The 21,502-nt window shown below is 67.4% G+C and carries 47 protein-coding genes; 44 read left to right on the top strand and 3 right to left on the bottom strand.

Annotated elements, in window-relative coordinates; translation table 11 throughout:
- Window positions 1-313, bottom strand: a 313-nt coding sequence (locus BST13_RS33825) for a helix-turn-helix domain-containing protein (protein WP_142282911.1), incomplete at its 3' end; no start/stop codon positions are given.
- 138 nt (window positions 314-451) lie between these two features.
- Between BST13_RS33825 and BST13_RS33820 the strand changes: the two genes are divergently transcribed.
- From BST13_RS33820 to BST13_RS33660, 34 genes are all read left to right on the top strand, one after another.
- A complete protein-coding gene (locus tag BST13_RS33820) occupies window positions 452-712 on the top strand; it encodes a helix-turn-helix domain-containing protein (protein ID WP_083169990.1) in 261 nt (86 codons plus the stop codon).
- Between the two features lie 107 nt (window positions 713-819).
- The gene (locus BST13_RS39370) at window positions 820-960 is read left to right on the top strand and encodes a hypothetical protein (protein WP_170064368.1); all 141 of its coding nucleotides are present in this window, start codon (window positions 820-822) and stop codon (window positions 958-960) included.
- A gap of 37 nt (window positions 961-997) precedes the next feature.
- Window positions 998-1,144 (top strand): hypothetical protein, encoded by a 147-nt coding sequence (locus BST13_RS39210; RefSeq protein WP_158087247.1) that lies wholly within the window; start codon window positions 998-1,000, stop codon window positions 1,142-1,144.
- Window positions 1,144-1,863: a hypothetical protein gene (locus BST13_RS33810; RefSeq protein WP_083169986.1), complete on the top strand. Its 720-nt coding sequence runs from the start codon at window positions 1,144-1,146 to the stop codon at window positions 1,861-1,863. The genes BST13_RS39210 and BST13_RS33810 overlap by 1 nt, the downstream gene beginning before the upstream one ends.
- A gap of 65 nt (window positions 1,864-1,928) precedes the next feature.
- Window positions 1,929-2,792 carry a hypothetical protein gene (locus BST13_RS33805; RefSeq protein ID WP_083169984.1) on the top strand — a complete coding sequence of 288 codons (864 nt, stop codon included), beginning with the start codon at window positions 1,929-1,931 and terminating at the stop codon, window positions 2,790-2,792.
- Window positions 2,789-3,016 (top strand): hypothetical protein, encoded by a 228-nt coding sequence (locus BST13_RS33800; protein ID WP_083169982.1) that lies wholly within the window; start codon window positions 2,789-2,791, stop codon window positions 3,014-3,016. The genes BST13_RS33805 and BST13_RS33800 overlap by 4 nt, the downstream gene beginning before the upstream one ends.
- Complete coding sequence (locus BST13_RS33795; protein WP_083169980.1) at window positions 3,013-3,990, top strand: YqaJ viral recombinase family protein; 978 nt, start codon at window positions 3,013-3,015, stop codon at window positions 3,988-3,990. Before BST13_RS33800 ends, BST13_RS33795 begins: the two co-directional genes overlap by 4 nt.
- A 9-nt stretch (window positions 3,991-3,999) precedes the next feature.
- On the top strand, window positions 4,000-5,187 hold the full coding sequence (locus BST13_RS33790) for a recombinase RecT (protein WP_083169978.1): 1,188 nt from the start codon (window positions 4,000-4,002) through the stop codon (window positions 5,185-5,187).
- Entirely contained in the window at window positions 5,184-5,381 is a 198-nt protein-coding gene (locus BST13_RS33785) for a hypothetical protein (RefSeq protein WP_083169976.1), read from the top strand. The genes BST13_RS33790 and BST13_RS33785 overlap by 4 nt, the downstream gene beginning before the upstream one ends.
- Window positions 5,382-5,741 carry a hypothetical protein gene (locus BST13_RS33780; RefSeq protein ID WP_083169974.1) on the top strand — a complete coding sequence of 120 codons (360 nt, stop codon included), beginning with the start codon at window positions 5,382-5,384 and terminating at the stop codon, window positions 5,739-5,741. It abuts the gene before it with no gap.
- A 29-nt stretch (window positions 5,742-5,770) separates the two neighbouring features.
- Complete coding sequence (locus BST13_RS33775) at window positions 5,771-6,475, top strand: hypothetical protein (RefSeq protein ID WP_142282910.1); 705 nt, start codon at window positions 5,771-5,773, stop codon at window positions 6,473-6,475.
- A complete protein-coding gene (locus BST13_RS33770) occupies window positions 6,472-6,846 on the top strand; it encodes a hypothetical protein (RefSeq protein WP_142282909.1) in 375 nt (124 codons plus the stop codon). Before BST13_RS33775 ends, BST13_RS33770 begins: the two co-directional genes overlap by 4 nt.
- Window positions 6,843-7,331, top strand: coding sequence for a hypothetical protein (locus BST13_RS33765; protein ID WP_083169968.1), 489 nt, complete (start codon window positions 6,843-6,845; stop codon window positions 7,329-7,331). The genes BST13_RS33770 and BST13_RS33765 overlap by 4 nt, the downstream gene beginning before the upstream one ends.
- Window positions 7,328-7,549: a hypothetical protein gene (locus BST13_RS33760; protein ID WP_083169966.1), complete on the top strand. Its 222-nt coding sequence runs from the start codon at window positions 7,328-7,330 to the stop codon at window positions 7,547-7,549. Before BST13_RS33765 ends, BST13_RS33760 begins: the two co-directional genes overlap by 4 nt.
- Entirely contained in the window at window positions 7,546-7,878 is a 333-nt protein-coding gene (locus tag BST13_RS33755; RefSeq protein WP_083169964.1) for a hypothetical protein, read from the top strand. Before BST13_RS33760 ends, BST13_RS33755 begins: the two co-directional genes overlap by 4 nt.
- Window positions 7,879-7,975: 97 nt before the next feature.
- The gene (locus tag BST13_RS33750) at window positions 7,976-8,224 is read left to right on the top strand and encodes a hypothetical protein (RefSeq protein WP_142282908.1); all 249 of its coding nucleotides are present in this window, start codon (window positions 7,976-7,978) and stop codon (window positions 8,222-8,224) included.
- On the top strand, window positions 8,221-8,805 hold the full coding sequence (locus tag BST13_RS33745; protein WP_083169960.1) for a hypothetical protein: 585 nt from the start codon (window positions 8,221-8,223) through the stop codon (window positions 8,803-8,805). The genes BST13_RS33750 and BST13_RS33745 overlap by 4 nt, the downstream gene beginning before the upstream one ends.
- A 481-nt stretch (window positions 8,806-9,286) precedes the next feature.
- The gene (locus tag BST13_RS33740; RefSeq protein WP_083169958.1) at window positions 9,287-9,517 is read left to right on the top strand and encodes a zinc finger domain-containing protein; all 231 of its coding nucleotides are present in this window, start codon (window positions 9,287-9,289) and stop codon (window positions 9,515-9,517) included.
- On the top strand, window positions 9,514-9,948 hold the full coding sequence (locus tag BST13_RS33735; protein WP_083169956.1) for a hypothetical protein: 435 nt from the start codon (window positions 9,514-9,516) through the stop codon (window positions 9,946-9,948). The genes BST13_RS33740 and BST13_RS33735 overlap by 4 nt, the downstream gene beginning before the upstream one ends.
- Window positions 9,948-10,226, top strand: coding sequence for a hypothetical protein (locus BST13_RS33730; protein ID WP_083169954.1), 279 nt, complete (start codon window positions 9,948-9,950; stop codon window positions 10,224-10,226). Before BST13_RS33735 ends, BST13_RS33730 begins: the two co-directional genes overlap by 1 nt.
- Window positions 10,219-10,593 carry a hypothetical protein gene (locus BST13_RS33725; protein WP_142282907.1) on the top strand — a complete coding sequence of 125 codons (375 nt, stop codon included), beginning with the start codon at window positions 10,219-10,221 and terminating at the stop codon, window positions 10,591-10,593. The genes BST13_RS33730 and BST13_RS33725 overlap by 8 nt, the downstream gene beginning before the upstream one ends.
- Window positions 10,590-11,405, top strand: a complete 816-nt coding sequence (locus BST13_RS33720) for a hypothetical protein (protein ID WP_083169950.1) — start codon at window positions 10,590-10,592, stop codon at window positions 11,403-11,405. Before BST13_RS33725 ends, BST13_RS33720 begins: the two co-directional genes overlap by 4 nt.
- A 15-nt stretch (window positions 11,406-11,420) precedes the next feature.
- Window positions 11,421-11,741 carry a hypothetical protein gene (locus BST13_RS33715; protein ID WP_083169948.1) on the top strand — a complete coding sequence of 107 codons (321 nt, stop codon included), beginning with the start codon at window positions 11,421-11,423 and terminating at the stop codon, window positions 11,739-11,741.
- A complete protein-coding gene (locus BST13_RS33710) occupies window positions 11,741-12,142 on the top strand; it encodes a WhiB family transcriptional regulator (protein ID WP_095533816.1) in 402 nt (133 codons plus the stop codon). The genes BST13_RS33715 and BST13_RS33710 overlap by 1 nt, the downstream gene beginning before the upstream one ends.
- Window positions 12,143-12,192: 50 nt before the next feature.
- Window positions 12,193-12,378, top strand: a complete 186-nt coding sequence (locus BST13_RS33705) for a hypothetical protein (RefSeq protein WP_083169946.1) — start codon at window positions 12,193-12,195, stop codon at window positions 12,376-12,378.
- Between the two features lie 23 nt (window positions 12,379-12,401).
- A complete protein-coding gene (locus tag BST13_RS33700) occupies window positions 12,402-12,722 on the top strand; it encodes a hypothetical protein (RefSeq protein WP_083169944.1) in 321 nt (106 codons plus the stop codon).
- Window positions 12,715-13,278 carry a DnaJ-like cysteine-rich domain-containing protein gene (locus tag BST13_RS33695; protein ID WP_083169942.1) on the top strand — a complete coding sequence of 188 codons (564 nt, stop codon included), beginning with the start codon at window positions 12,715-12,717 and terminating at the stop codon, window positions 13,276-13,278. Before BST13_RS33700 ends, BST13_RS33695 begins: the two co-directional genes overlap by 8 nt.
- Complete coding sequence (locus BST13_RS33690) at window positions 13,275-13,835, top strand: hypothetical protein (RefSeq protein ID WP_142282906.1); 561 nt, start codon at window positions 13,275-13,277, stop codon at window positions 13,833-13,835. Before BST13_RS33695 ends, BST13_RS33690 begins: the two co-directional genes overlap by 4 nt.
- A 162-nt stretch (window positions 13,836-13,997) precedes the next feature.
- On the top strand, window positions 13,998-14,321 hold the full coding sequence (locus tag BST13_RS33685) for a hypothetical protein (RefSeq protein WP_083169938.1): 324 nt from the start codon (window positions 13,998-14,000) through the stop codon (window positions 14,319-14,321).
- Complete coding sequence (locus BST13_RS33680; protein WP_142282905.1) at window positions 14,318-14,644, top strand: hypothetical protein; 327 nt, start codon at window positions 14,318-14,320, stop codon at window positions 14,642-14,644. The genes BST13_RS33685 and BST13_RS33680 overlap by 4 nt, the downstream gene beginning before the upstream one ends.
- On the top strand, window positions 14,637-15,749 hold the full coding sequence (locus BST13_RS33675) for a hypothetical protein (RefSeq protein ID WP_142282904.1): 1,113 nt from the start codon (window positions 14,637-14,639) through the stop codon (window positions 15,747-15,749). The genes BST13_RS33680 and BST13_RS33675 overlap by 8 nt, the downstream gene beginning before the upstream one ends.
- Complete coding sequence (locus BST13_RS33670; protein WP_083169932.1) at window positions 15,746-15,937, top strand: hypothetical protein; 192 nt, start codon at window positions 15,746-15,748, stop codon at window positions 15,935-15,937. The genes BST13_RS33675 and BST13_RS33670 overlap by 4 nt, the downstream gene beginning before the upstream one ends.
- Window positions 15,934-16,131, top strand: a complete 198-nt coding sequence (locus tag BST13_RS33665) for a hypothetical protein (RefSeq protein WP_083169930.1) — start codon at window positions 15,934-15,936, stop codon at window positions 16,129-16,131. Before BST13_RS33670 ends, BST13_RS33665 begins: the two co-directional genes overlap by 4 nt.
- A gap of 91 nt (window positions 16,132-16,222) precedes the next feature.
- Window positions 16,223-16,636 (top strand): hypothetical protein, encoded by a 414-nt coding sequence (locus BST13_RS33660; RefSeq protein ID WP_142282903.1) that lies wholly within the window; start codon window positions 16,223-16,225, stop codon window positions 16,634-16,636.
- Between the two features lie 45 nt (window positions 16,637-16,681).
- Here BST13_RS33660 and BST13_RS33655 read toward each other — a convergent pair whose 3' ends face one another.
- Window positions 16,682-16,939, bottom strand: a complete 258-nt coding sequence (locus BST13_RS33655; RefSeq protein ID WP_083169926.1) for a hypothetical protein — start codon at window positions 16,937-16,939, stop codon at window positions 16,682-16,684.
- Between the two features lie 14 nt (window positions 16,940-16,953).
- Window positions 16,954-17,184 (bottom strand): hypothetical protein, encoded by a 231-nt coding sequence (locus BST13_RS33650; protein ID WP_083169924.1) that lies wholly within the window; start codon window positions 17,182-17,184, stop codon window positions 16,954-16,956.
- A gap of 246 nt (window positions 17,185-17,430) precedes the next feature.
- Here BST13_RS33650 and BST13_RS33645 point away from each other — a divergent pair, with 246 nt between their 5' ends.
- The 10 genes from BST13_RS33645 to BST13_RS39205 all read left to right on the top strand — a co-directional run bounded on the left by BST13_RS33645 (window position 17,431) and on the right by BST13_RS39205 (window position 21,239).
- Window positions 17,431-17,721, top strand: coding sequence for a hypothetical protein (locus BST13_RS33645; RefSeq protein ID WP_245839915.1), 291 nt, complete (start codon window positions 17,431-17,433; stop codon window positions 17,719-17,721).
- Between the two features lie 4 nt (window positions 17,722-17,725).
- Entirely contained in the window at window positions 17,726-17,926 is a 201-nt protein-coding gene (locus tag BST13_RS33640) for a hypothetical protein (RefSeq protein WP_083169920.1), read from the top strand.
- A complete protein-coding gene (locus tag BST13_RS33635; RefSeq protein ID WP_083169918.1) occupies window positions 17,923-18,306 on the top strand; it encodes a hypothetical protein in 384 nt (127 codons plus the stop codon). Before BST13_RS33640 ends, BST13_RS33635 begins: the two co-directional genes overlap by 4 nt.
- A gap of 146 nt (window positions 18,307-18,452) precedes the next feature.
- Window positions 18,453-18,770: a hypothetical protein gene (locus BST13_RS33630; protein ID WP_142282902.1), complete on the top strand. Its 318-nt coding sequence runs from the start codon at window positions 18,453-18,455 to the stop codon at window positions 18,768-18,770.
- Window positions 18,770-19,189 (top strand): hypothetical protein, encoded by a 420-nt coding sequence (locus tag BST13_RS33625; RefSeq protein ID WP_083169914.1) that lies wholly within the window; start codon window positions 18,770-18,772, stop codon window positions 19,187-19,189. Before BST13_RS33630 ends, BST13_RS33625 begins: the two co-directional genes overlap by 1 nt.
- Window positions 19,186-19,410, top strand: a complete 225-nt coding sequence (locus BST13_RS33620) for a hypothetical protein (protein WP_083169912.1) — start codon at window positions 19,186-19,188, stop codon at window positions 19,408-19,410. Before BST13_RS33625 ends, BST13_RS33620 begins: the two co-directional genes overlap by 4 nt.
- Window positions 19,407-19,853, top strand: coding sequence for a hypothetical protein (locus tag BST13_RS33615; protein ID WP_083169910.1), 447 nt, complete (start codon window positions 19,407-19,409; stop codon window positions 19,851-19,853). The genes BST13_RS33620 and BST13_RS33615 overlap by 4 nt, the downstream gene beginning before the upstream one ends.
- On the top strand, window positions 19,853-20,317 hold the full coding sequence (locus tag BST13_RS33610) for an ASCH domain-containing protein (protein WP_083169908.1): 465 nt from the start codon (window positions 19,853-19,855) through the stop codon (window positions 20,315-20,317). Before BST13_RS33615 ends, BST13_RS33610 begins: the two co-directional genes overlap by 1 nt.
- Complete coding sequence (locus BST13_RS33605; RefSeq protein WP_083169906.1) at window positions 20,314-20,847, top strand: hypothetical protein; 534 nt, start codon at window positions 20,314-20,316, stop codon at window positions 20,845-20,847. Before BST13_RS33610 ends, BST13_RS33605 begins: the two co-directional genes overlap by 4 nt.
- A gap of 224 nt (window positions 20,848-21,071) precedes the next feature.
- Window positions 21,072-21,239: a hypothetical protein gene (locus tag BST13_RS39205; RefSeq protein ID WP_158087246.1), complete on the top strand. Its 168-nt coding sequence runs from the start codon at window positions 21,072-21,074 to the stop codon at window positions 21,237-21,239.
- Window positions 21,240-21,502: the final 263 nt, after the last annotated feature.

Here is a 21,502-nt window from a genome sequence, read left to right as displayed (position 1 = left end):
TAATCCGCAGGTCGTAGGTTCGAGTCCTACTGGGGGCACCAGCACCACCATCGCCGCCTCCATCGCGAGGCGGCGATTCTTGTCCGGTCATCACCCACAGCCAGCTCTTGCCGAGGGCGTGAGCGACGGCGTTGACCTCGGGCACCGTGAACTCAACCGGGCCGTCGAGCTTCGCGGCCAGTGATGCACGTGAGATGCCGCTGGCAAGGGCGAGCTTGCTGCGGCTGATCTTGTGGACGCCCATGTGCCCGCGGAGTCGAACGCGAATCTCCTCCGGGTCGGGATCGGGCCACATATCAAGCAATGTGCTCATGCCGTCAGCGTATTGCCAATATCTCGCCACGTCTAGCGCCAAATTGATCACACTCGTGCAATCTCAACAAAATTCCGGCGACACGCCAGTCTGAATTGTTCCTTGCCAAACTGACGGATATCCGTCAGTCTTGGCCGCATGCCATCAGAATCCAGCCTCATCGACGGGGGTATCGACCTCGATCGGTTGCGTGAGGACGTTGGGTCTCGCATCCGAGCGCGCATGGGCGGCAAGCGAATCAGCATGTCTGCGCTCAGTCAGATGACCGATATCCCGCGCTCGACCCTCGCTCACCAGATCGACCGGTCAGGCCTCACCGTTCAGACGCTCGTCTTGGTGGCCAAGGCGCTCGACTCGGACCCGGCCGAGTTCCTCCCCACCTCGGCGGTGCCGCAGTGACCGCCGCACCGTGCCCGCACGAGGCAGACCCCGAGCTCCTCGACTGCCCCCGTGGTTGCGGGTTCGTCACTCTCGCCCGGCCCTCGCTCAAGTGGGGCCCCTGGCGCATGCAACTCCATCTCCTCAACCCGCGCTGCTCGGCCCCGATCCCCGGATCGACCGGCACCTACCGCCGGCACTACGTGCCGCCGAGCGCGCGCAACGGTCCGGGCCCGGACGCCCGCAACGACGCGGGCTATCGCCCGTAATCCCAACTCCCCCACACCAAACCGAGAGGGCAACGCAATGGGCACTGACCACCTACACGAGGTTGAGCGAATACTCGCCTCGGCCGACCCCGAGAATCGCGACGAGCTGGCGATCGCCGCCGTGCACGCGCTCACCGATATCGCGCAGTCGCTCCGGCTGCTCGTCCAAGCGCAGGGCCTCTGATGGGCTTCGCACCCGACCCCGACAAGGTGCGGGCCGCCGAGGAGGCCCAGGCCGAGGCCGAGGCAGCGATCCGCCGTCGGCTCGACGCTCACGCCAGCGCCGCAATGAGTCCCTACGAGCGCAAGCTCATCGGTGTTCTTGAGGACATTCGCGACGCGATCCAGTCGCCGCCCGTGGGCCCGGTGCTCGCGGTGTGTGAACCCGGCACCTCGCGGAGTTCACTCGCACAGATCCAACGGGCACTACCTCCCGGGTCGCTGATCACCGGGCCCAACGGTCCGATCATCGACGTCTACCCGCTCGCCGGTGGGCCGGGTACGGCGACCGGCCTCGACGCGGTACCGACTGACCCTCACATCGTTGAGACCGCGGCCGGGCCCGTCGCCGATCCAGACGGCTATTTCGCCAAGCTGCTCGACGCGAACCCGGATCTCCTCGGTGAGGCAATCAAGGCCGCGGCGCTCAAGCTCACCACGGCGTTGGAGCTCGACACCGGACAGGCCGCGCAGCTCGCCGAGGTGGCCATCGAGTCCGCGTTGCAGTGGGCCGCCGAGCGTGACCGAGAAGACCCCGTCACCCACTCCTCGCACTGTTCGTGCGGCTCGACCTTGGAGATCCGCGGCGATCTCGACACCGAGGACTACGACGCGATCCGCGAATTCGACTACGCGCACCAGGACTGCGAATCGGTCGAGACCGAGGAACGCCTCGGCGACTGAAAAGCGAAGCGCCGGCCCGGTGCTCGCCAGGCCGGCGCTCGAACCGAACGACGAGAGGACAACCCGTGTTCAAGGCGAACGATAACAACCCCAACTCACAGCAGATCCCGGCCGCGCCTGTGCTCGCTCACGTCAAGGCGCTCCTCGATGCCGGGCACACCCCGTCGACGATCGCGCATCAAGCCGGAATCGAAACCCGCCGCGTCACAACGCTGCTCGGTGCGCACAGTGAGCGCGGCGCGACCCGACAAGCGGGCTACGAGCGCCGCGTCTATCGGCGAATCGCCGAACCGATCCTCGCTATCCCGATCCCCGAGGGCATGTTCGTCCCCGCGCTGGGGCCAGTGCGTCGGCTACGTGCTCTCGTGCGGATCGGCCACGCGTTCCACGCCATCGCCGCCGAGCTCGGCCTCGGCTACACGGGCCGAGACCTCGCGGAACTCGCGCTCGGCCGCCCCGAGATCATCGACGCCGAGCTCGCCGACGCCCTGGTCGCGCTCTATGACCGTTGGCACTACGTGCCCGGCGAGAGCGTCGAGGCCCGCGAGCTCGGCCGCGAGCACGGGTTCGCCGCTCCTCTCGCGTGGGCCATCGACGACGACGACACGGCCGGGTCGATCGACGACCCCACGGCCGAACCTGTCGGCGTCGACCGACCCGACCGACGTCGGTGGCGACCCGTTCCCGCGGACTTCCCCGAGGTAGTCGCCGAGCACCGCGAGCTCGGTCGTTTCGACGAGGAGATCGCCGACTCGATGGGCCTGGCGCTCAACACTTTCGCCAAGCGGTTGCACCGCGCCGGCCTCGTCGAGCGCCGCCGCGGCAACGGTGACCACGCCACCGTTCGCCCGCTCTACGGCGCGCGGTTCCGGCTGCGAACTCCACACCACGAGGGCGCACAAGCACGGCTCGCGGGGATCGCATCATGACCGACTCAGTGATCAACCGCATGGTGATCCGCGACAGGCGCGCCGACGACGACACTGTGAGCGCCCAGGTCGTCGTGTCGATCGATCCCGCGGCATTCGTCGGGGTGCCCGTGGCCGAGTGGCCCGCCGTCGTAGTTCGCGAGCTCGGTGCAGCTTCCATTGCCCGCGTCGACTTCCACACGGTGACGCGCTTCATCGACACCCGCAACGGCGGTGCTGGATGACGAGGCGCACCGATGGGGTGCGGTTCTACACCCCGCGCGATCCCGAGTTCATCAAGCCCGGCTCGCCCGAGTGGCTCAAGGTCATCACACCGAGCAAGGTCGCCGCGATCCTCGGGGAGCCTGACGACCCGGTGAGCCGCTACGAGTCGCCGTTCCGCCTGTGGCACAGAATGACCGGGCGCGTCGAGCCCGAGGAGCCGAAAGACGCATTCCGCATGGGTCACCGGGTAGAGCCGCTCGCCGATGGTCTCTACCGCGACGACCGGCCCGGCTGGCTCCTGTCCCCTGGCGAGGTTCAGGCGCACGTCGACCCGGAGAAGTTCGGGTTCCCGGCGATCGCCACGTTGGATCGCCGCGGCGTGTGCGGGTCGAGTCGTCGCGTCGTCGAGTTCAAGCTCGCGCGCAACCTCACCGACCTCGACGTGTGGGGCGACGACCTCAAGGGCGAGCTGCCCGACGACTACCACGCCCAGGTGATCGCGCTCATGTTGTTCACCGGATGGACCCGGATCCCCGGCGAGCTCCTCGCCGTCGGGCCCTACTTGCAACACCGGATCTACACCGTCGACTACGACCGCAATTTCGCCGCGTGGATCATCCAAAAGTGCCGCCGGTTCTATGAATCGCTCAGCAGCGATACCCCGCCCGCGCTCGACAACACCACCGCTACCTACGAGTGCCTCCGCGCGCTGCACCCCGAAATCGACCGCGGCGTGAATGCCATCGTCCCGGCCGACGAGGCGCGCGAATTCGCCGCAGCGCGTAAGCGTCTCGACGCCGCCGCCGAGACGTTCGCCTACCACAAGAACGTGATCCTTCAGCGGATGGAGCAGGCGCAATACGCCGTCGTCGACCAAGGCGAAGGTGCCGAACCGATCCGCATCGCCGAGCGCCGCTCGCAAGGCACGAACAAGAAACCCGCGTTCTACCCCGTCAAGTCGGTCGGCCCGGCCGATCTGCCCATCCCCGCCTGAGAGGACACCATGCCCGACCCGACGACCACCGAGCGCACCGCAGGCCCAACCATCGGGCCAGATCCCACACGCGCTCAGGTCCCCGCTGTGCACGCGTCGAGCAGGCTCGCATTGCATGCCGGGCAGAACGATTGGACTGAGGACCAACGTGTACAGCTCCGCGCACTCGGCCTCGAACACGCCACCGAGGCTGACCTCCGGTTGCTCTATCACTACACCGCTCGCACCGGTCTCGACCCGTTCACGAAACAGGTCTACATGGTGTCGCGCAAGACGAAAGTCAAGGTGCGCGTTACCAATCCCGCGAACGGGAACGAGCGGATCGAGGAGCGCGAGGTCGACAAGTTCACCGTTCAGGTGGGCATCGACGGCTGGCGCGTGATCGGCACCCGGGCCGCGCGCCGCGAGAGCGTCCGGGTCGGTCACGAGGACGTGCTCTATCGCGGCAAAGGCACCGAGTGGCGCGACTATTGGGACGCCGACGACGGCCTACCCGTGGCCTGCAAGTACGCCCTCACCGTCAACGGCGTGCGCATCTCGGCGACGTGCTCCTACGCCGAGTATGTGCAGCTGGTCAAGGTCGATGGGCAGTGGCGGCCCAACTCGATGTGGGCCAAGATGCCGGCCAACCAGCTCGCCAAGTGCGCCGAGGCCCTCGCCTGGCGCAAGGCGTTCCCGGCCGACTACTCGGGCATTGTGTTCGAGGATGCCGCCCAACCGCACGAGGTGATCGACGGCGAGGTTGTCGAGGACGGCGCACCGGTCGCCGCGGCGAAGACCGCGCCACGCAAGGCGGCCGGTGCGGCACGCAACCGCGAGCGCGCGGCCCGGGCCCAGGCCGCGACAGTCGTTGACTCCGAGCCGGATCCGGCCCCATCGACCTTGCCGCCGATGAGCGACAAGAAACGGAGACAGTTCCTCGACTCGATGTTCGGGTTCCTCAGCCAGGGCCAGGTGACCGAGCGTGACGACCAGCTACGCGTGATCGCCCAGCTCGGCAGCCTCGACGTGCTGCCCGACCACCGTGACGGGATCGACGACGCCACCTTGCATCTCGTGGTGCGCAAGCTCGCCGAGCTTGCCGCCAAGGCCGAGGCCACCGGCTCGAAGGGCGGCGATGCGTCCGAGGCGATGGTCGCCTCGCTGCACGACGTGATCACCCGATGGACCAACGGCGTCGACGAGACCGACTCGTGAGATCTGGCAAGTACAAGCTCGGCCGTCTCACCCTCGGCCAGCTCGCCGACATGATCGACCGCTGCCGTGACCTCGGCTACGGCCCCAACGCGCGCGTCGACGTGGTTTTCGAGATCACCGACTACAGCGCCCCCGATGACTCCCGCGGCAATCAGCCGGCGGGTAGCAGCCGCAACGGCGAACAGGAGAGATGAGTGACAAAGCAACAGGCCGATTTCTACGTCAGTTTCGGCGGCAACCACGGTCAGAGCGGCGTCGACGAGCCCGCCCTTGGCCAGCAGGTTGAGTACACCGTGTTCGGCACGGTCAGCCGTGTCGCCGAGGCGATCCGCGACGACGGCGAGACCCGCACCACGGTCAGTGTCGACGTCGAGGCCGCGTGGCCCAAGGGCACCAAGCGGCCCGACGCTGCGAATCAACCGGCGATGGTCGACCACAACGGCAACGTCACGCCTGAGGCCGCCGGCCAGGAACCCGAAAGCGGCGGCGAGCTCATCGACAGCGGCGACGGCGACGAGTCGAACGTCGTCCCGTTCTCAGACGCCGGCAAGTAGCACACACCCCACCCCGACAGGAGCACACCATGGGCAGTAACCCGGGCCGCCGTCAGCGGCGCGCAATGCGATTCGGCCACCGACAGCCGACGCGCATGACCGAATACCAGCGCAACCGCCAGGCCGAACAACCACGCGGCGCGGTCAAGGTGCACGCACATCTGCACGGCCTCACCCTCAATGACGCGGTCTACCTCTACGAGGCCGGCGCGTTCGAGGGCATCCCATGCGCGGTGACCGGCTGCGGTCAGGCGATCGAGTGGTCGGGCGAGGTCGATGAGTGGCAGCACCACGCCACGAAACTCGTCCGCTGCGCTGGCAATCGCGGCGTCGCTACCCCGCCCGACTGGTATGTCGGCGACCCCGTGCTCGACGAGGCGTTCGAGGATCTCACCGCCGACGATGGTCTCGCCCAGGACCTCGCCGAGGCAACACCATTCGAGGAACGCGAGCAGATCGGCGAGGCCATCGCCCGCGAGTCCGCGGAGGCCCATGCAGCACACCGGCGCCGGCCTCCCCGCGTCGACGGCGACCCATACGACACCGAGTTCGCCCGCGGCATCATGGCCGGCCTACAGCACAAGCCCATCTACCAGGGCACCGTGCAGACCGACGAGATCGAGCGTCGCCGCCTGCGCAACCGCGACGCGAACCGGGCCCGCCGGGCGATGCGCCGAGCCCGCGTCAAACGGTCACGAGCGCGGTTCGCGCACAACCGATCGGCCGCAGCATGAAGCGGCCGGGACCAATGTCGCTGGCCGCCAAGCTCGTCACCGCCGAGCTCGCCCTCGCAGTCGCCGCGTTCCTCGGGATCACCTGGCTCACAGCCAACTTCGGGCCGCTCGCCATGCCCGTCGCGTGCATCGCCGGCGTCACCCTCGGGTGGGTGCTGCGTGACGGGTTCACCGCATGGCGCGCGAACCGGGATCTCGCCGCCAAGCTCACCGCGATCGCCGAACAGCAGGCCGCCGCCAAGGCCGCCCGCGCTGCCGAGCCAGCCGAACCGCGCGGCCCGTCAGCGGTCGAGGCACTCAGGAACGCTCACGCCGCCCAACTCCGGGCAGCAATCGAACAACCCACCACCGAGGAGGAAACCGCACCGTGATCCGCATCATCATCAAGCCCGGCGTCGACCGGAAATGGACCGTCAACATGGCCGACGGCCGCAACGGCAAGGTGTTCGTCAGCTCGACGAGCCAAGGCTACGACCGACTCTCACGCGCCGAGGAGATCGCCCGGCGCATCGCACCGCGCGGTGACGAGGCGGTCGAGCTGGTCATCAAGGACGTGCCCGATCGTGTGATCCGGCGCGAGATGCTGCACGATCCCGTGCCGACGATCACCGACCCCAAGGTGATCGTCATCGCCAAGTCGAGATACCGCGCCAGCCACCTCGCGACCGAGCTCGGCCTCGAACGGTCGATTCATCTCGGCCGGCGCATGCTCCCCGACGCTGGCCGCGGGCATACCGGTGTCAGCGCGATCCTGATCGACGACACCGCCGACACTCTGCCGGCCGAGGCGATCGATGACGTACGGCCATGCCTCGCCGAGGGCGGCCAGGTCTACCGGTTGGGGCGCGTCGAGTGACGCGCGCGGCGATCCAGCTCACCGACGAGGAGCGCACCGCGGCGATGGCGATCCTCGCGAGCCTGCCGAATGATCCCGACGTCGCGCTCGACACCGTGCTCGCGACCATCAACGCGTCGCGAGCGCGCCAACGCGAGGCGCTCGCAGCTCGGCTGCTCGGCGTGAGCGTTGAGGAGTACCGCGTACGGCGTGAGATCGCCCTGGCTGGTGTCCGATGACACAGGCCTCCGACGTCAGTCGTCCGTTCACTATCGGCCAGGTCCTCACGCTCGCCTGTGCGAGCACCGAGGCCGACCAGATGTTCTGCTCCTACGGCGATCTCCTCGCCGTGGTCGGGTTCATGCTCAGCGACGTTCCCCTCGCCGACCACCTACCCGCGGCGATCGAGCGGTGCCGTCCCGAGGTGCTCAAGCAGCACCCCGATCTGATGGTGGTGCAGCCGCCGACGGTCAACGCGACTGATACAGCGGTGCTTTCGTGGCTGGCCGCCCAGGAGCGCGTGCACGGCACTGAGCTCTCGTTGACACCACTCGAGGTGGCCTCGTGAGCTGCCCGCCGAGGACCGACTACTCGATGGTCACCGCGTGCGAGGAGTCCGCATCGGCGCGCCCGACCGTTGAGGCGCCACCGCAGGGGTGGCGGCCGTGAGGTTCAAGGGCGACAAGACAGCGACGATTCACGTCGGTCAGGTGATGGGCCCGGGCCCTGACGGGTTCTTTCGCCAGGTCACCGACGTGTGGTTCGACGAGATCGACCGTCACACCTACGTCGAGGCCGAGGTCGTGCAGATGGCCCCGCCAGGCGAGAACTTGCGCTACTACGGCGGCCGCGACCCCGACGAGCCCGTACCTCCTACGCGGGAGCGCATCAAGGACAGGGTGCGGCCGCGATGAGTGCCGACGAGCCGGACCTTTTCGACGTGCTGTCAGGCGCACTCGACAGCCGAGAAGCCGCATCGCGGCGGCGGTCCGAGTACAACGCACGTCGAGCGGTCCGGCCCGACGGTCATCCGCTCGGGCCGCGCGAGTCCTGGTGCGGCCGCTGCGGCAAAACCGTGCCGGCCTACGAGATGACGATCAACCACGACCTCGGCTATCTCGGGTGCCCGACTGAGTTCGATCCGACCTGGTCGAAATGCGAGGCTGCGCCCGGTTTCCGAGGTGTCGAGGGTTACCCGGACCCTCACGGCCAGCTCACTGAGAGCGACCTCAACGATCGGTGGGATCGGCGGTACTTCGCCGACTGCACATGTGGCCACGCGTGGGGCCTGCACCGTCAAGGCGAGTTCTGCATCGCGTGGTGCGGCTGCGATGCGTACGAAGCGTGCGGACAGCTGATGACCGCCGAGGGGATCGCCGCCCTCGGCGTCGACATGCCGCTCGGCGACATGGGCCGGCCTGTGACTCAGCGCCGCGGTTACCGGCTGCGCGTCAATCGGATCCGCACGGTCTCGGCGAGAGGTGTGTACCTGTGATCACCCGCAATGTCGTTGCAGGTCAACGCCGTTCCGTTCAGGGCACTCGGCGCGCAACCCCCGACCTTGTCCCATCGGGTCTCTACACCTACGAGAGAAGGCCCCACCGCGCCAACGGTGAGGCCCTCAACAGCCCGACCCCTCGCATTCCACGGCGACACAGGGCAACCGAGCTACCCCCGACTCTAGGTCACTCGGGGGACACGCGGAACTCCCAAAAGCGTGGTCGTCCCCGGTCAGAGCGGGATTGCTTTCTCGATCCGTCGGGGCCGCGCGGTAAAGGCAGGCCCGAGCGCGCCAATGAAAAGGCACCCGGCGGAGTACCCCGGCCCTGCGGTGAGCGAGTAATACCCGTGACCGGCAATGACGTTGACCGTACTGCGACGGTAAACCGACGCCTCGTTGCCCTTGTCCGCAAGGGCAACTCTGTCTCCCCCCAGCTCGGGTTCCCGAGCAGCAAAAACCCGCGGGTGGTGGCGTGATGGCCCGCGGCGACTACCGGCACCGGCCGAGGAACTGGCGCAACGACTCCGAGATGGTGCAGCGCCACCGCATGGCCCTCACCGTCGCATGCCGCCACTGCAAGCAACCCCCCGGAACGCCGTGCCACCGCCTCGACGAGCACGGCAACGACACCCACGAGGAGCTCGTCAACCTCCCGGCTCACCCGATCCGAGAGACCGACGCGAAGAGAGGACCCAAGGAACTATGAGAACTGAGAGCAAGCCGCCGAATCTGCTCGACGACAACGTGTTCGACGACCGACTCATCCGGTGCACGTGCCGGCACTCGCAGCGCGCACACCAACCTCCGCGAACCCCTGAGCTCATGATGCAGCTCGCGGTGCCCGAGGACGCGTTCGTGCTGCCGCCGTGCACACGGTGCGAGTGCCAGCGGTTCGAGCGTCGCCCGACACCGTGGCGCGTGGTGTTGCGACCGCCCGCGGTGCGCTCACTGCACCCGTGGGCCGTGCTCACCCCGAGCGGTGAGCGATTCCAAGCCATGAGCACGCACCTCGGCGCGCTGAGCCTCGCGCACAACATGGCCAGCGTCGACGACCTGATGCGGCGGATCAACCGCGGTGTGGTCTCGGCCTCGGCGGTGCGCGCTCACCTGTTCTCGATCAACGGAGGTGGCCGGTAATGCCCGAGATGCCGCACTTTGAGCCCGCCTCGACCGCGGTCATCGCCAAGGCCGACCAGCAGCAAGCGGCCACGGCGGAAAACGTGCGTCGTGCGGTCGACTTCTACCGCGAGCACGTCGCTGAGCACGACGGCGACAAGCTCTGTGCGTGGGCAAGTCTCGGTCGCATTGTGCTGCACGACTTGAAGGGCGAACCGGTCCAGTTGGCCGACCTCGTCGTCGGCTGCGTCGATCGGATCGTCGAACTCGAAAACGAAAGGGCCGCCCGCAATGCCTGACATGGAGATGCCGCCGGCCATGCGTTCCGCGGTCGACCAGCAAGAGGCGATGCTGCGTGACCTGCTCAACAAGGCGATGGCCACCTATCGAGAACACGCCGAGCTCGACCACGAGGGCGAGCCGAACGTGTGCTCGCAAAGCCTGCTCGTGTTCGACTACATGGGGATGCGGGTCAACGCCGAGACCGCGTCAATCGAGCCAGCCGGTCACCATCCACTCCCGACGCACCTGGCCTACGCGTTGGTCGCCTACGCCGTCGAGCGGATCTACATCGGCGAGCGCGACAGGGCCCGGGCCGCCGCCGAGATACTCGCCGTCTCAGAGGAACTCAAGGCGCTCAAGGCCGACATCGAGGCCGGCCGGTGAGGACAGTCGCCCCGATCGCACCCGACGCCCAGGCGCTCGCCGAGGCCGGCGGGATCACGGTCATCGAGGACCGCTCGGCCAAGTGCGAGCTGTGCGGCGAGTGGAGCGACGGCACCCGCGCAGAGCTCGCCGCGTGGGCCCGCAGCCACATTCGCACCGTGCACGACGCGGCACGGCCCTCGGTGCTCGGCCTCGATCTCTCACTCACCCGGGCCGGTATCGCCGTCTCGTCGCTCGATCCGCAGCGCGAAGCGTTCTGCCCGTCGCTGCTCACCCACGTCGGCGAGAGCGGCTCGCAAGATGCCACGTGGGACGAACGGTGCGACCGGCTCGTGCGCCAACTCAAGGCCGTCGTCGGCTACATCGACGCAGCGATCCGCGTCGGTGCTGATATCCGCCTCGGCGTGATCGAGGGCCCGTCGTACGGCCATGCGCACATGCCCGGGTACTACGACCGCGCCGGCCTTTGGTGGCCCGTGTACGCCGCGCTGCGGTCTCGTCGGATCCCCGTCGCGACTGTCACCCCCGACCACCGCGGCAAGTTCATCTGTGGCGTGAAACCGCCCCCCAGTGACCGCGGCAAGCGCCTGGTGCTCGACGAGACCCGGGCCCGCTGGTCTACTCCCCGCACCACCGAGATCATGAACAACCCAATGCGGTTCATCGCCAACCACGACCAGGCCGACGCGCTCGGCCTGTGCGAGATGGGCGTCCTCGGGGCCAAGTGGGCGGTGCCCTGGCAGGTGCGCCGCCGCCACGTCGAAAACGTCGCACTCGTCACCTGGCCGACTGTGCGAGGTCTCGATGACTGACACGGAACCGCCCTCGTGACGCGGCCCCCGGCATGCGAATACGGGCCGAGCGGCTGGTGCTCCAACGGCTCGCACGACAAGTGCGCGCACCGGGTCGGCGGGCCGATGGAACGCGGTTCGTGGCAACCCGAGTGCTACCTCACGATCCCACCGAAACGAGGACACCGCGGCACCGAGCCGATCCCCGCCGACGGCCTCGACAACGCGCTCGTCATCCCGGGCCGCGGCGTCGCGGTGATCCGGCCCTCGCACGTGTGGCACTGCCCCTGCGAATGCCACACCGCCGGTCCCCCGATCGGCGCTCAGCTCAACCTATTCGAGGAGGTACTCACCTAGTGGGCCACACCAACCACGCCCGCCCGCCCGCCTTGGCTACCGCCGGCGGTGCCCGAGCGCGGCTGGTGCGACTCATCCTCGGCGATCTGGGCCAGGATTGGATGCGCCGAGCTGCGTGCCGAAACCACGAGCGGCCCGACATCTTCTACCCGCCGGCGGCCCGGGCCGACGCCGATATCAAACGCTCACAGTCCGAGCGTCGCCGCCGAATTATCGTCGCCGAGGCCAAGAGCGTGTGCCGAATGTGCCCGGTCCGCGCCAAGTTCGACGAGACCAAGTTCGGAATACCACCGGGTGGCACAGGCCAATGTCTCGAATTCGCCGATGCCATCGGCGATTACAACGGCATATGGGGCGGCCTCACCGCCCGCGAACGAGGCCGAAAACGCGATGAACGATAGCCCTATAGACGGTCAGAAAACCCTATAAACCGAGACAGGAGAACACACCAATGGGCGCCAACGTCACGATCACCAAACGCACCACGATCACGCTCTACGGCCGGCCGACGGTCGACGAACTCGTTGATGCCCTCGGCCAGGTGCCCGAATCCTGGCGCAACGGCCGCGTGGACATCAAGGTTCACAGCGACCAGCGCGACGGCACAACCATCACGATCACCGTCGACGCCACCTAACCCCCGAGAGGAACCAAACCACGATGACCGACACCCCTGTCGCTGACACCCTGGCCACCACGCAGGGGCACCTACGCCTCTGGGACAGCGCCACTCTCACGCTCCTGTGGAGCAACAGCACCGAGCCGCCCGAGAGTCGCCGGCCTCTCCTCGATGTGCTCGCCGAGCGCAACGGGTGGACATCGGCCACGTTCGACTGGCCGGGCCGAGGCCGCGTGTGGGCCGGCCGAGTGCGTCTCGGCGACAACGGCGACGTCGAGGCGCGCCCCGAGTGGGATTTCATCGAGGGCGTGGTTGTCGCCGCAAACCCCGTGTTCCCCGAGACAGGTTCGGCCGATGAGTGACACAGCCCCCGATGATCTGCGCCTCGTGCTCGTGCGGGTGCTCTCCCAGCTCGCTTGGGAGGAGGTTGGCTACACCATTGCCCACCAAGCGATCCGGCGGCCCGTAACGTTCCGCACTCACCGCGGTAACGGCCAGCGTGGCGAGTCGACGCTCGACGGCCTGGCGCTCATCGGCGAGAACGACCAGCACGCCGGCAAGCTGTCGGTCGAGGCGCTCGCCCGCCAGGTCGGCCAGGTGATCATCAAGGTCGATCGCACCACCGAGCTCCTCTGGCTGCCGGTCGCCGCGCACCGCGACGAGCTCGTGGGCATGTGGACGATCGAGTGCGTGCCGCTCGTGTCATGGTTCCGGCTCTCGCAGCGCACCGACGCCGAGATCCTGCGGCTCGCCGGCGTCGACCCAACCACGGGCGAGCTCCTAGACGTGCGGCCGTGCCCGACGTGCCAGGGCCGCGGTGTGACAGGCCAATTCGGCTCGCGCGAGGTCGGCAATCACTCGATCACATGCCCGGCATGCCTCGGCTCGGGTCAGCATCAAGGGATGGCTCAAGAGTGAACGCGATCGATATCCGCCGGTGCGGCCTGTGCGGTCACCGTGAGCACGGCGACGGGCCCTGTGGCTGCATGGATCTCGGCTACCGCCTGTCGTGCGGATGCTGGCCCGCTGCAATGCTCAAGCCCGGCCACCGCGAGATGTTTGTAGCCCGTCGGATGCTCTGGCTCGGCCGCGATCACGACGAGGCCGAGCGTCGCCGGCGCGATGCCTTCGTGGTCATGGCAGCGCTGGGAGCGCCGGGCCGGGAGCGGATCGGCTACCTGATCAACGGAACGCTCGTGACCATTGGCGGCGGTGGTGGCCGCCCCGCCGAGATCACCGCACAGGGCGGTGCCGGTGGCCGAGGTGGGGGCTACGTCGCCAGCACCATCGTCTACGACGACGCGGAGAGGCTACAGCGCGAGTGGAACGCGGCCGCCGAGCGGTTCGACGCCGCGATCATGCCCGAGCCCGAGCCCCAACGACATTGGCCGCGGCTCCTGCTCCTGTGGCTGATCGCGTCGGCATGCGTGATCGTGCCCGCGGTCATCATCGCCGCCGCGCTCCGCCTGCTGTGAGCGCCGGCCGAGCGTGCTGGTGCGGTCATACGCGCGAGCAACACTCACGGTGGAGCCCCACGCAAGCCTGCCTCGCATGCACTCGCTGCCAGCCAGGCGAAGGGCCCCACACCATGACCCGCTGCGAGTGCACCGAATTCGATCCCGAGGAGACCACCACCGATGAAGATCCGAGACCTGTTGCACGACTTGCGGCACCCGATCACGACGCTCGCACGCGAGCTGCGATCGCATGATCCTGAGTACCACCGGTTATCCCGATTCCTGTACATCGGATGGCCAGACACCACAGCGAAGATGCTCCACGAGTGCGCGAACATCCTTGAGACCGGACCGAACCCACACACCGAGGTCGCCCGGTGGCTGCGATCGGTAGCTGACAACGGCAACGGCTACCTCAAGCAGTCGGCCTACACCATCAATGACCTTCGGGGCAGCCTGCGGAACCTCCGCGAAGATCTCCGACGCGAACGCCAATGGAGGTGAGCGACCCGTGCGTGTGCGGGCACGCACGCGACGAGCACCAACCGGTCTGCGTGGCGATCGTCGAGGTGCACGAACGCCACGTCTATTGCGCCTGCCCGCAATTCGAGCTCGACAACGCGCTATCTAACGCCGACGGCGATCCCTACGGTGACGAACGCGGTGGGCGTCAAACCGGTTTCACGGATACCTCGGTGTCTGCTCTCGACCGGCAAGGACGGGCCATGATGGCGATGGGTCGCACGGAGCCCGTACCTGCGCCCACCGCACCCACGAACCCGGTCACCACTCACCAACCCAACCAATCAGGAGACCCCCGTGGGTAAATCGAACAAGCACAAGGCACGCCCCCGCCCGATCACCGTGGCCGAGGCCGAGGCACAACTCGAGCGGGCCCGCCGGCGCGCGGCACACCCCGCCGGCGAATACGCCTACCGCGAGCACTTCACACCCCGCGTCGACCTGGCGAACCTCGACACACCCGACGTGTCGCACGCTGACCAGTGGGCCGCGTTCCTCAACCGGCCCGGCCGGTTCTACGTCGCGCAGATCGAGATACCGCTCGACGACGAGGCCCTCGGCCAGAAGCTCAGCACTACAACGACACTCAAGGCCGACGACGACCAATTGCCCTACCTCGTCGAGGTGCTGCGCCAGGTCCGCGGTGCACTCGGCGCACGGTGCCGCATCACGCTCACGCCGGCCGAGCCCAACGTCGAGGATCGTCGCGTCGCCGGGCCCGCCGCCCGCGTGACGACCACCTCACCGGATGGTGTGACCCGGATTCATCGCATGGCGCGTGATCGTGCGCGCAATCGGGATATCGACGACCTGATCGAGCGGTCATCGCTCGGCACACCCGCGGCCAAGGCGTATCGCGAGAGTGTTCCTCCCGAGGTCGGCGAGGCGATCGTGCGGCGAGCCGACGCCGCGCGCGAGCGCACCGAGCCCGACGAGCCGTGTGAACATTGCGTCGCGGCCGCTCAGGAGACGCCGATCGCCACTCATGAGCGGCCGGCCACCGCCGAGGAGCTCGCCGCGGTGCGCGAGATGCGGGCCCGCGCCGATGCCCGTAACGGGTTCACGCTCCCACCGGCCAACGGCAAGGTCGAGATCCCCAATGGGCCCCCGCAGATGCACGGCCGCGACTGGGTCGCCGAGGGCCAGGAGTTCACCCGCGACGAGATCGCGAGCATGCTGCCCGGTCAGACCCGCGCCGAGGTCGCCCAGGAGCTCGGCAAGGCACCCGAGGACCTCGGTGGCGCGGTGCACCACGCCGACGTCATGCCCGAGCAGCTCGCCCAGGAGCTCGGCGTGCCCGTCGAGAGCCTCAAGCGCGTCGCGATGACCGGCGGCGGCTACGCGTGGGTCGTGACCCCGCAACCGGCCCCCGAGGTCGGCCGCCACGCTGCCCCAGACGAGCCAGCATGAGCCGCCGGTACCGAATCAACGACCTCGTGCGGATCGGCCGCGGCAAGCGCGTCTACCGGGTGCGGCACGTGTTCCCCACAGGCGAGGTCAAGGTGGAGGCCGACGCGAAACACCCGGACGCCGCCAAGCGCGTTCCTGACGAGTTCCGTTCGTACAAGCCCGACGAGCTCGTGCGGGTCGAGTCATGAGGCTGCCCGGTCTCGATGCGCGTGACCTCAACCCGGTGCACTGCTGCGTGTGCGTCAACATCGGCGACCAGACCCGCAAGGCCGAGACCATCGTGGCCGGGTACGCGGTATGCGTCGATCACTCGGTCGGCCTCGACGAGGTGAGCTCGCTGCGCGAGTACATCGAGCTACGACGATCGGCGTTCGGCCGATGACCGCTGAATCCATGCTGTGGTACCGGAACCGACGCCGATACCGTCGCAGCGCATGGTGAGCGCGTTATCGGTGTGCGCCGAGCACTCACCGGTGCGGCTCGACGAGCTCGGCCCCGACGGCGCATTGCACGTCACCGCCGCCCGGCTCGCCGAGCTGCGCCGCGATTCGTCGATGCACATCGGCCAGTGCAGCCGCGGCCCAATCGTCGCGATCCCGGTGGTGGCCGATGAGAGGATGGCTGGCATGAGCATCTACGACAACACGATGCGCCTTATCAACGACCAAATCACGCGCTATCGGCTCACCTACGAGCGCGAGCCGAGTCTCATTGAACTGTCGGACGGCGATTACGACGCCGTAGTGGCCACGGCGACATGGATCGACGACACCGACGAACGAAAGCCCGTCCGGGATCTATCAGCCCCACGCGAGGGTAGAACTGTGTTCAGCGTGCCGGTGAAGGCCAACGCCGAACTACAGCGCGGCCAAATCAAGCTGACGTAAGGCCGTTACTGGCGGCGCTTCGGCGGACCGCCGCCTCTCGCACTGTCACGGTGCGACTTTGCCGAATCGCTGGTAGGCAGCCTGTCGGCTGATGCCGAGCGCGGTGCCGATCATCGCCCAGGTGTCGCCGGCCTCGCGTGCCTCGGTCACCGCCTCGTTCAGTTCAGCCTCTGCACCGTCGAGTGCCTTGGCAGCGGCGGCGATGCGGCGCATGTGTCGAGCGTCGCGCGCCTTGGCCGGATCGACTTCGAGGTTGTCGAGCCAGTTTTCAACGTCGGTCTTCTCAGTGTGCTTGGTAGCCATAGGTATCACCCCTCTTACAGGTAGTCGTAGAACTTCGGGCGGCATACGTCGGCGTGGATGATCCGCACGGGCTCATCGGTGACGACGACGATTTCGAGCAGGCGGGCGGACTGGTCCGGGCCGATGACGAGCTGACGGATTTCGCCGTCGTATTCCTGCTCGATGATGCGGAGCGCGTTGGCGACCGCGTGCAGCATGGCGGCTTCGGTAATGCCGTGCTTGCGGGCGCTGTCCTCGATCTGCATGTTGTAAATGATACGTTTACACGCTCGATCTTGTCAAGTATTCGTTTACAACGCTCGAGGCCGACTCGGCGCGACAACCCCGGGCCTGTCCCCTCGCGTTTGCACACTCACCCTGTGCCCAACACCACCCCGAGGCCTCGAAAGAGCACCACGCAAAAGGGCCTCGGCTACGACCACCAAGTGCACCGAGATCGCCTGCTACTCAGGCACATTGACGGCACTCCGTGTTGGTGGTGCGCCCGCAAGATGTTCCGCGATCCCACGCGGAATTGGGACTACAACGCCGAGGCAGTAGCCCGCGGGGACCGCACAAGCGGCGTTCTGTGCGCCGATCACGAACGGCCCCGAGCGCAACACGGCACGGCAGGCAACACCGCAAACCGCCTGTTGCACCGCACCTGTAACCAACAACGAGGAGATGGCTCACGTGACGACCAGCGACCAGCACTCAACCCCGACCACCTCAACGGGCTCGACGAGTACACCGACACCCGAGCACTCCTCGGCGACCTCGTCTATTTCACCTGGCCAGCTTGACCGCGTGAGCGCCAAGGCCCGCGAGCTGGCCGCGCACGTCCTGGTGATCGACAAGCGGACCGAGGGTTACGCCCAGGCGCTCAAGGACGTCGAGAACAGCCCCGAGATCCTCCTCCTCGATCGCGACGAGATCGTGTGTGGCTACCCGTTCATGGACGGCTACCACGAGGCACTCGCGGCGCTCGACAAGGCGCTCAACCAGTGAGGCGCAACGGGATCGGCGTGCCCATGGCCGCCGTCGAGCTGCCCACACCCCGCATGGTGCGCGTGCTCGGCCCGCAGGAACGGGGCGCGATCTGGCGATGCGACGGGCCCGGATGCTGGCACGCCTACTACGCATGGTTCGGCGTCGACGCCGGCGGCTGGCACTACGCCCTCCCCGGCCGCCCGTGCTGGACGCAGACCACCGCGCGCACCGGCAACGTCGACGCCGCCACGATCCGCTCGAAACCGGACACCGTGCGCGAGCTCTACGAGTTTCACGAGGTGGTTCGCCTCGGCGAGCCGCCGTTGCTGTTCGGCACCAATGGTGAGGCGATACCGCTACCGCGACATCTGCTCTCGTTCCCCACGGGGACATCATGATGCTCACGCGCACCGAGGAGCTCGTGGCGCTCACTCGGGGCTTTGCCGGTCCGTACCCCGGCCCCAACCGTCTCGCGATCGCCCGGGTACTCGCCGAGGCCTTCGTCGCCCGCTTCCCGCTATTCCCACCACTAGGAGGTAACCCCGTGCCCGACACCGACGATCCGTTCGACACCCCGGAGTTTCGCGACTACGCCCGACGCGTGCGCACCGAGCTGATTCCGAAGCTGCGCGACTCGGCCGCCTCGATCAGCTTGGTACCCAATGGCCCGACAGACGTGAAATTCGCTGTGGAGCTTGGCCTTTCGATCATGCTCGACAAGCCGATCGTTGCGGTGGTCCCACCCGGCACGAAAGTCCCCGCGAAGCTCGTCGCGGTGGCCGACCGCATCGTCGAGGGCGACCTCAACGATCGCACGCTGGCCGACCGCTTGAACACCGCTATCCGCGAGGTGCTCGGCTGATGATCACGCCGATCGCTCGAACCGTGGTGTATCGGCACCGGTGCCATTGCGACAACGCCAACGTAGTTCCCGTCGAGGGCGAGATCGATGAGCACCGGTTCGACGTCGACGGCGAACCGTTCCCGTGGCTCATCACCGAGCAGGGCGCGAAGTTCACGCGCACCCCGTCGGGCTTGTATCTCGTCGAGGTGACGATCCTCGTGCTCGATCTGGAGGCGTACCCGGCCGAGTTCCACCATGCCCCCGGCTCACAGCCGCTCATCGGAGGGCGCGAGTTCCCTTGGGTGATCACCGGGCCCGCGGTCTACAGCTACGCCGCGTACGAGCAGTACAGCGGCCACCTGGCGCTGACGTTCGTCGCCGAGCACGTCGACACCGACGGCGAGATCGGCGAGGAGACACAGGAGGCGGACGAGTGACCATCCGAGGCGCAGAACCCGAACCCTGCAAGCACTGTGACGACCGGATCGCGATCCTGGCGTTCAGCCGAGATTACGTTCACGTCGAAGGACACCAGGCCGGCAAGCACACGTGCGCAGTCGAGCCGTACGGATTCCACGCTGAGCCTGTCGGCACACCGTGCAGCGCGAACCCCGCCAACCCCTGCAACGGCAGCCGCGGTATCGAGGTCAGACGATGACCGAACGAGACCGTGTGTTGATCGAGATTCGGCGTCACCCGCTGACCGGTGAGGCTCGCTATGTGACGTCGCTCGGCGAGCTCGGCACGCTACAGCCCGAACGTGACCCGCGCATCCCGGCCGACTGGCTGCCCGACCAGCCTGACCCGGAGAACGCCGGATACGGCTACACAGGCCGACTGCGGACCCCTGTGCCGGGAATCATCCTCGTCGCTGGCGACACGTTCGATCAGATCGTCGAGTGGCAGAGTCAACGCCAACAGCCATGGCCCTACAGCGGCGTCAAGACGTCCATACGGCGGCTAGGGCAGACAGGCCCGCGGGTGATGACGATCGAGGCGCTCAACGGCACGTGGAGCTGGCGACTCGCGCCGGCCTACTGGCCCGACCAGCACGCTCACCGCCTCGGCACGCTCGACTGGTGGGTCGGGGTGGGCGTCTGATGAAGGCGTTGACCGTGCAACAGCCGTGGGCATGGGCGATCTTCCACGGCAAGCGTGTCGAGAACCGTACGCAACTGTGGTCCTACCGCGGCCCGTTGGCCATCCACGCTGGCGCCCGCTGGTCTGACCGCGGCGAGGATTCGTTCCTGGTGCGCAGCGCGTTCCGGGAGCACAACCGATGGTGGGACGGCCGAACCACGCTGCCTCGCGACCCGTTCGAGATGGGCGCAATCATCGGCGTCGTGGACCTGGTCGACGTCCATCCCGACGGGAAACGCTGCTGCCCACCGTGGGGCGAATCCGGCTACGTCGAGCACGGCGGCCGCGAGCGTCGACGCATCACCCACCTCGTGCTCGAAAACCCTCGGGCACTGGCCGAACCGATCCCCTGCAAGGGCGCACTCGGCCTGTGGAACGTCCCCACAGACATCGTCGAGACCATCAACGCAGCGGTGATCCCATGACCGCAATGCCAGTGACCTTCTACCAGGCGAAATGCGATGTCTGCGGCCAGCTCTACGACGGCGACGACGAGGCCAGCGCGTTCGAGGACGCCAACGACGCGTTGGGGGTTGCCGAGTCGTGCGGCTGGCTGCGTGAACGTCACACGCTGCTCACGTGCCCGGACTGCCTGAAGTGCGCACGATGCGGCGAGAGCCCGGCATGGGTCGGCGGCGCGCAACTCACCACCAAGCACAGCCAAATCCTGTGCGAGCTATGCGAGATGGGCCCCCGCGCGGGTGGTGGTCTTGTGAACGACAACCCCTCACATCCGTGCGCGAAACCGGAACTCGCGCAGGTCATACCCATCGGGACACCGCACGCCGATCAGACCTCGTCGACCAACGAAACGTGCTCCAAGTGCGGGGGCCAGTGGTGGACAGCCCAGGTAGTCATCGACATCGAGGGGCATATCTGCGGATGGCACACCGAGTTCGAGTGCTCCGCATGTGGTCACCGCTGTGTGATCATCGGCGAACTTCCGGGTCCGTGATGACACGACCAGTGAGACAACGTCAATCGTCATCCTCGACTGTGACGCAAGCCGTTCGGCGTGACCTTCGGGAGAGAGCACTGCACTGTTGCGAGGTATGCGGCAAGTACGGGGCCAACAACGCACACCACCGAGTGAACGCGAGCCAGCGTGGCCGAGGCACACTCGGCAACCTGATGCTCGTATGTGGCTCGGGCACAACAGGCTGCCACGGTCGGATCACCATGCATCCGCAATGGGCCAAGTCGCAGGGTTACACGGTTCCGCCTGGATACGAGCCCTGCGACGTCCCGCTTGTGCGGTGGTCGAGGTTCATCGGTGCGCCCGAGGTGGTGCTCATCAACGATCGCGGCGAGGTCAACCCGACCGACCGCTCGCCAGGCATACCATGAGGACCACCGCGCAAGCCTCTGACCTGCGGTTATGCGGTCGGCTCGCGGCGTGGGCGCGGTCACACCCCCCCACCCCCGATTTTCCTGAGGGGGCGGGGTGGCCTGACTGCCGGCGCGGTAGTCATTTTTTTTGCGGGGCCGGATTTTTCGCGCGGCGGGCGGCCTAGATGGCAGCCCGATCGAACTCGAGTAGTCCGCCCGAGCCGAAAAACGTTGCGCCACAAGCCAAAACGAGCCCGCGGAAGCGGGCGAAATCCGGTGCA

It is taken from the genome of Mycobacterium aquaticum (assembly GCF_002086485.1).
Taxonomy (GTDB): domain Bacteria; phylum Actinomycetota; class Actinomycetes; order Mycobacteriales; family Mycobacteriaceae; genus Mycobacterium; species Mycobacterium aquaticum.
The sequence above is the reverse complement of the archived record's forward strand: the minus strand, read 5'-3'. Positions and strand labels throughout refer to the sequence as shown.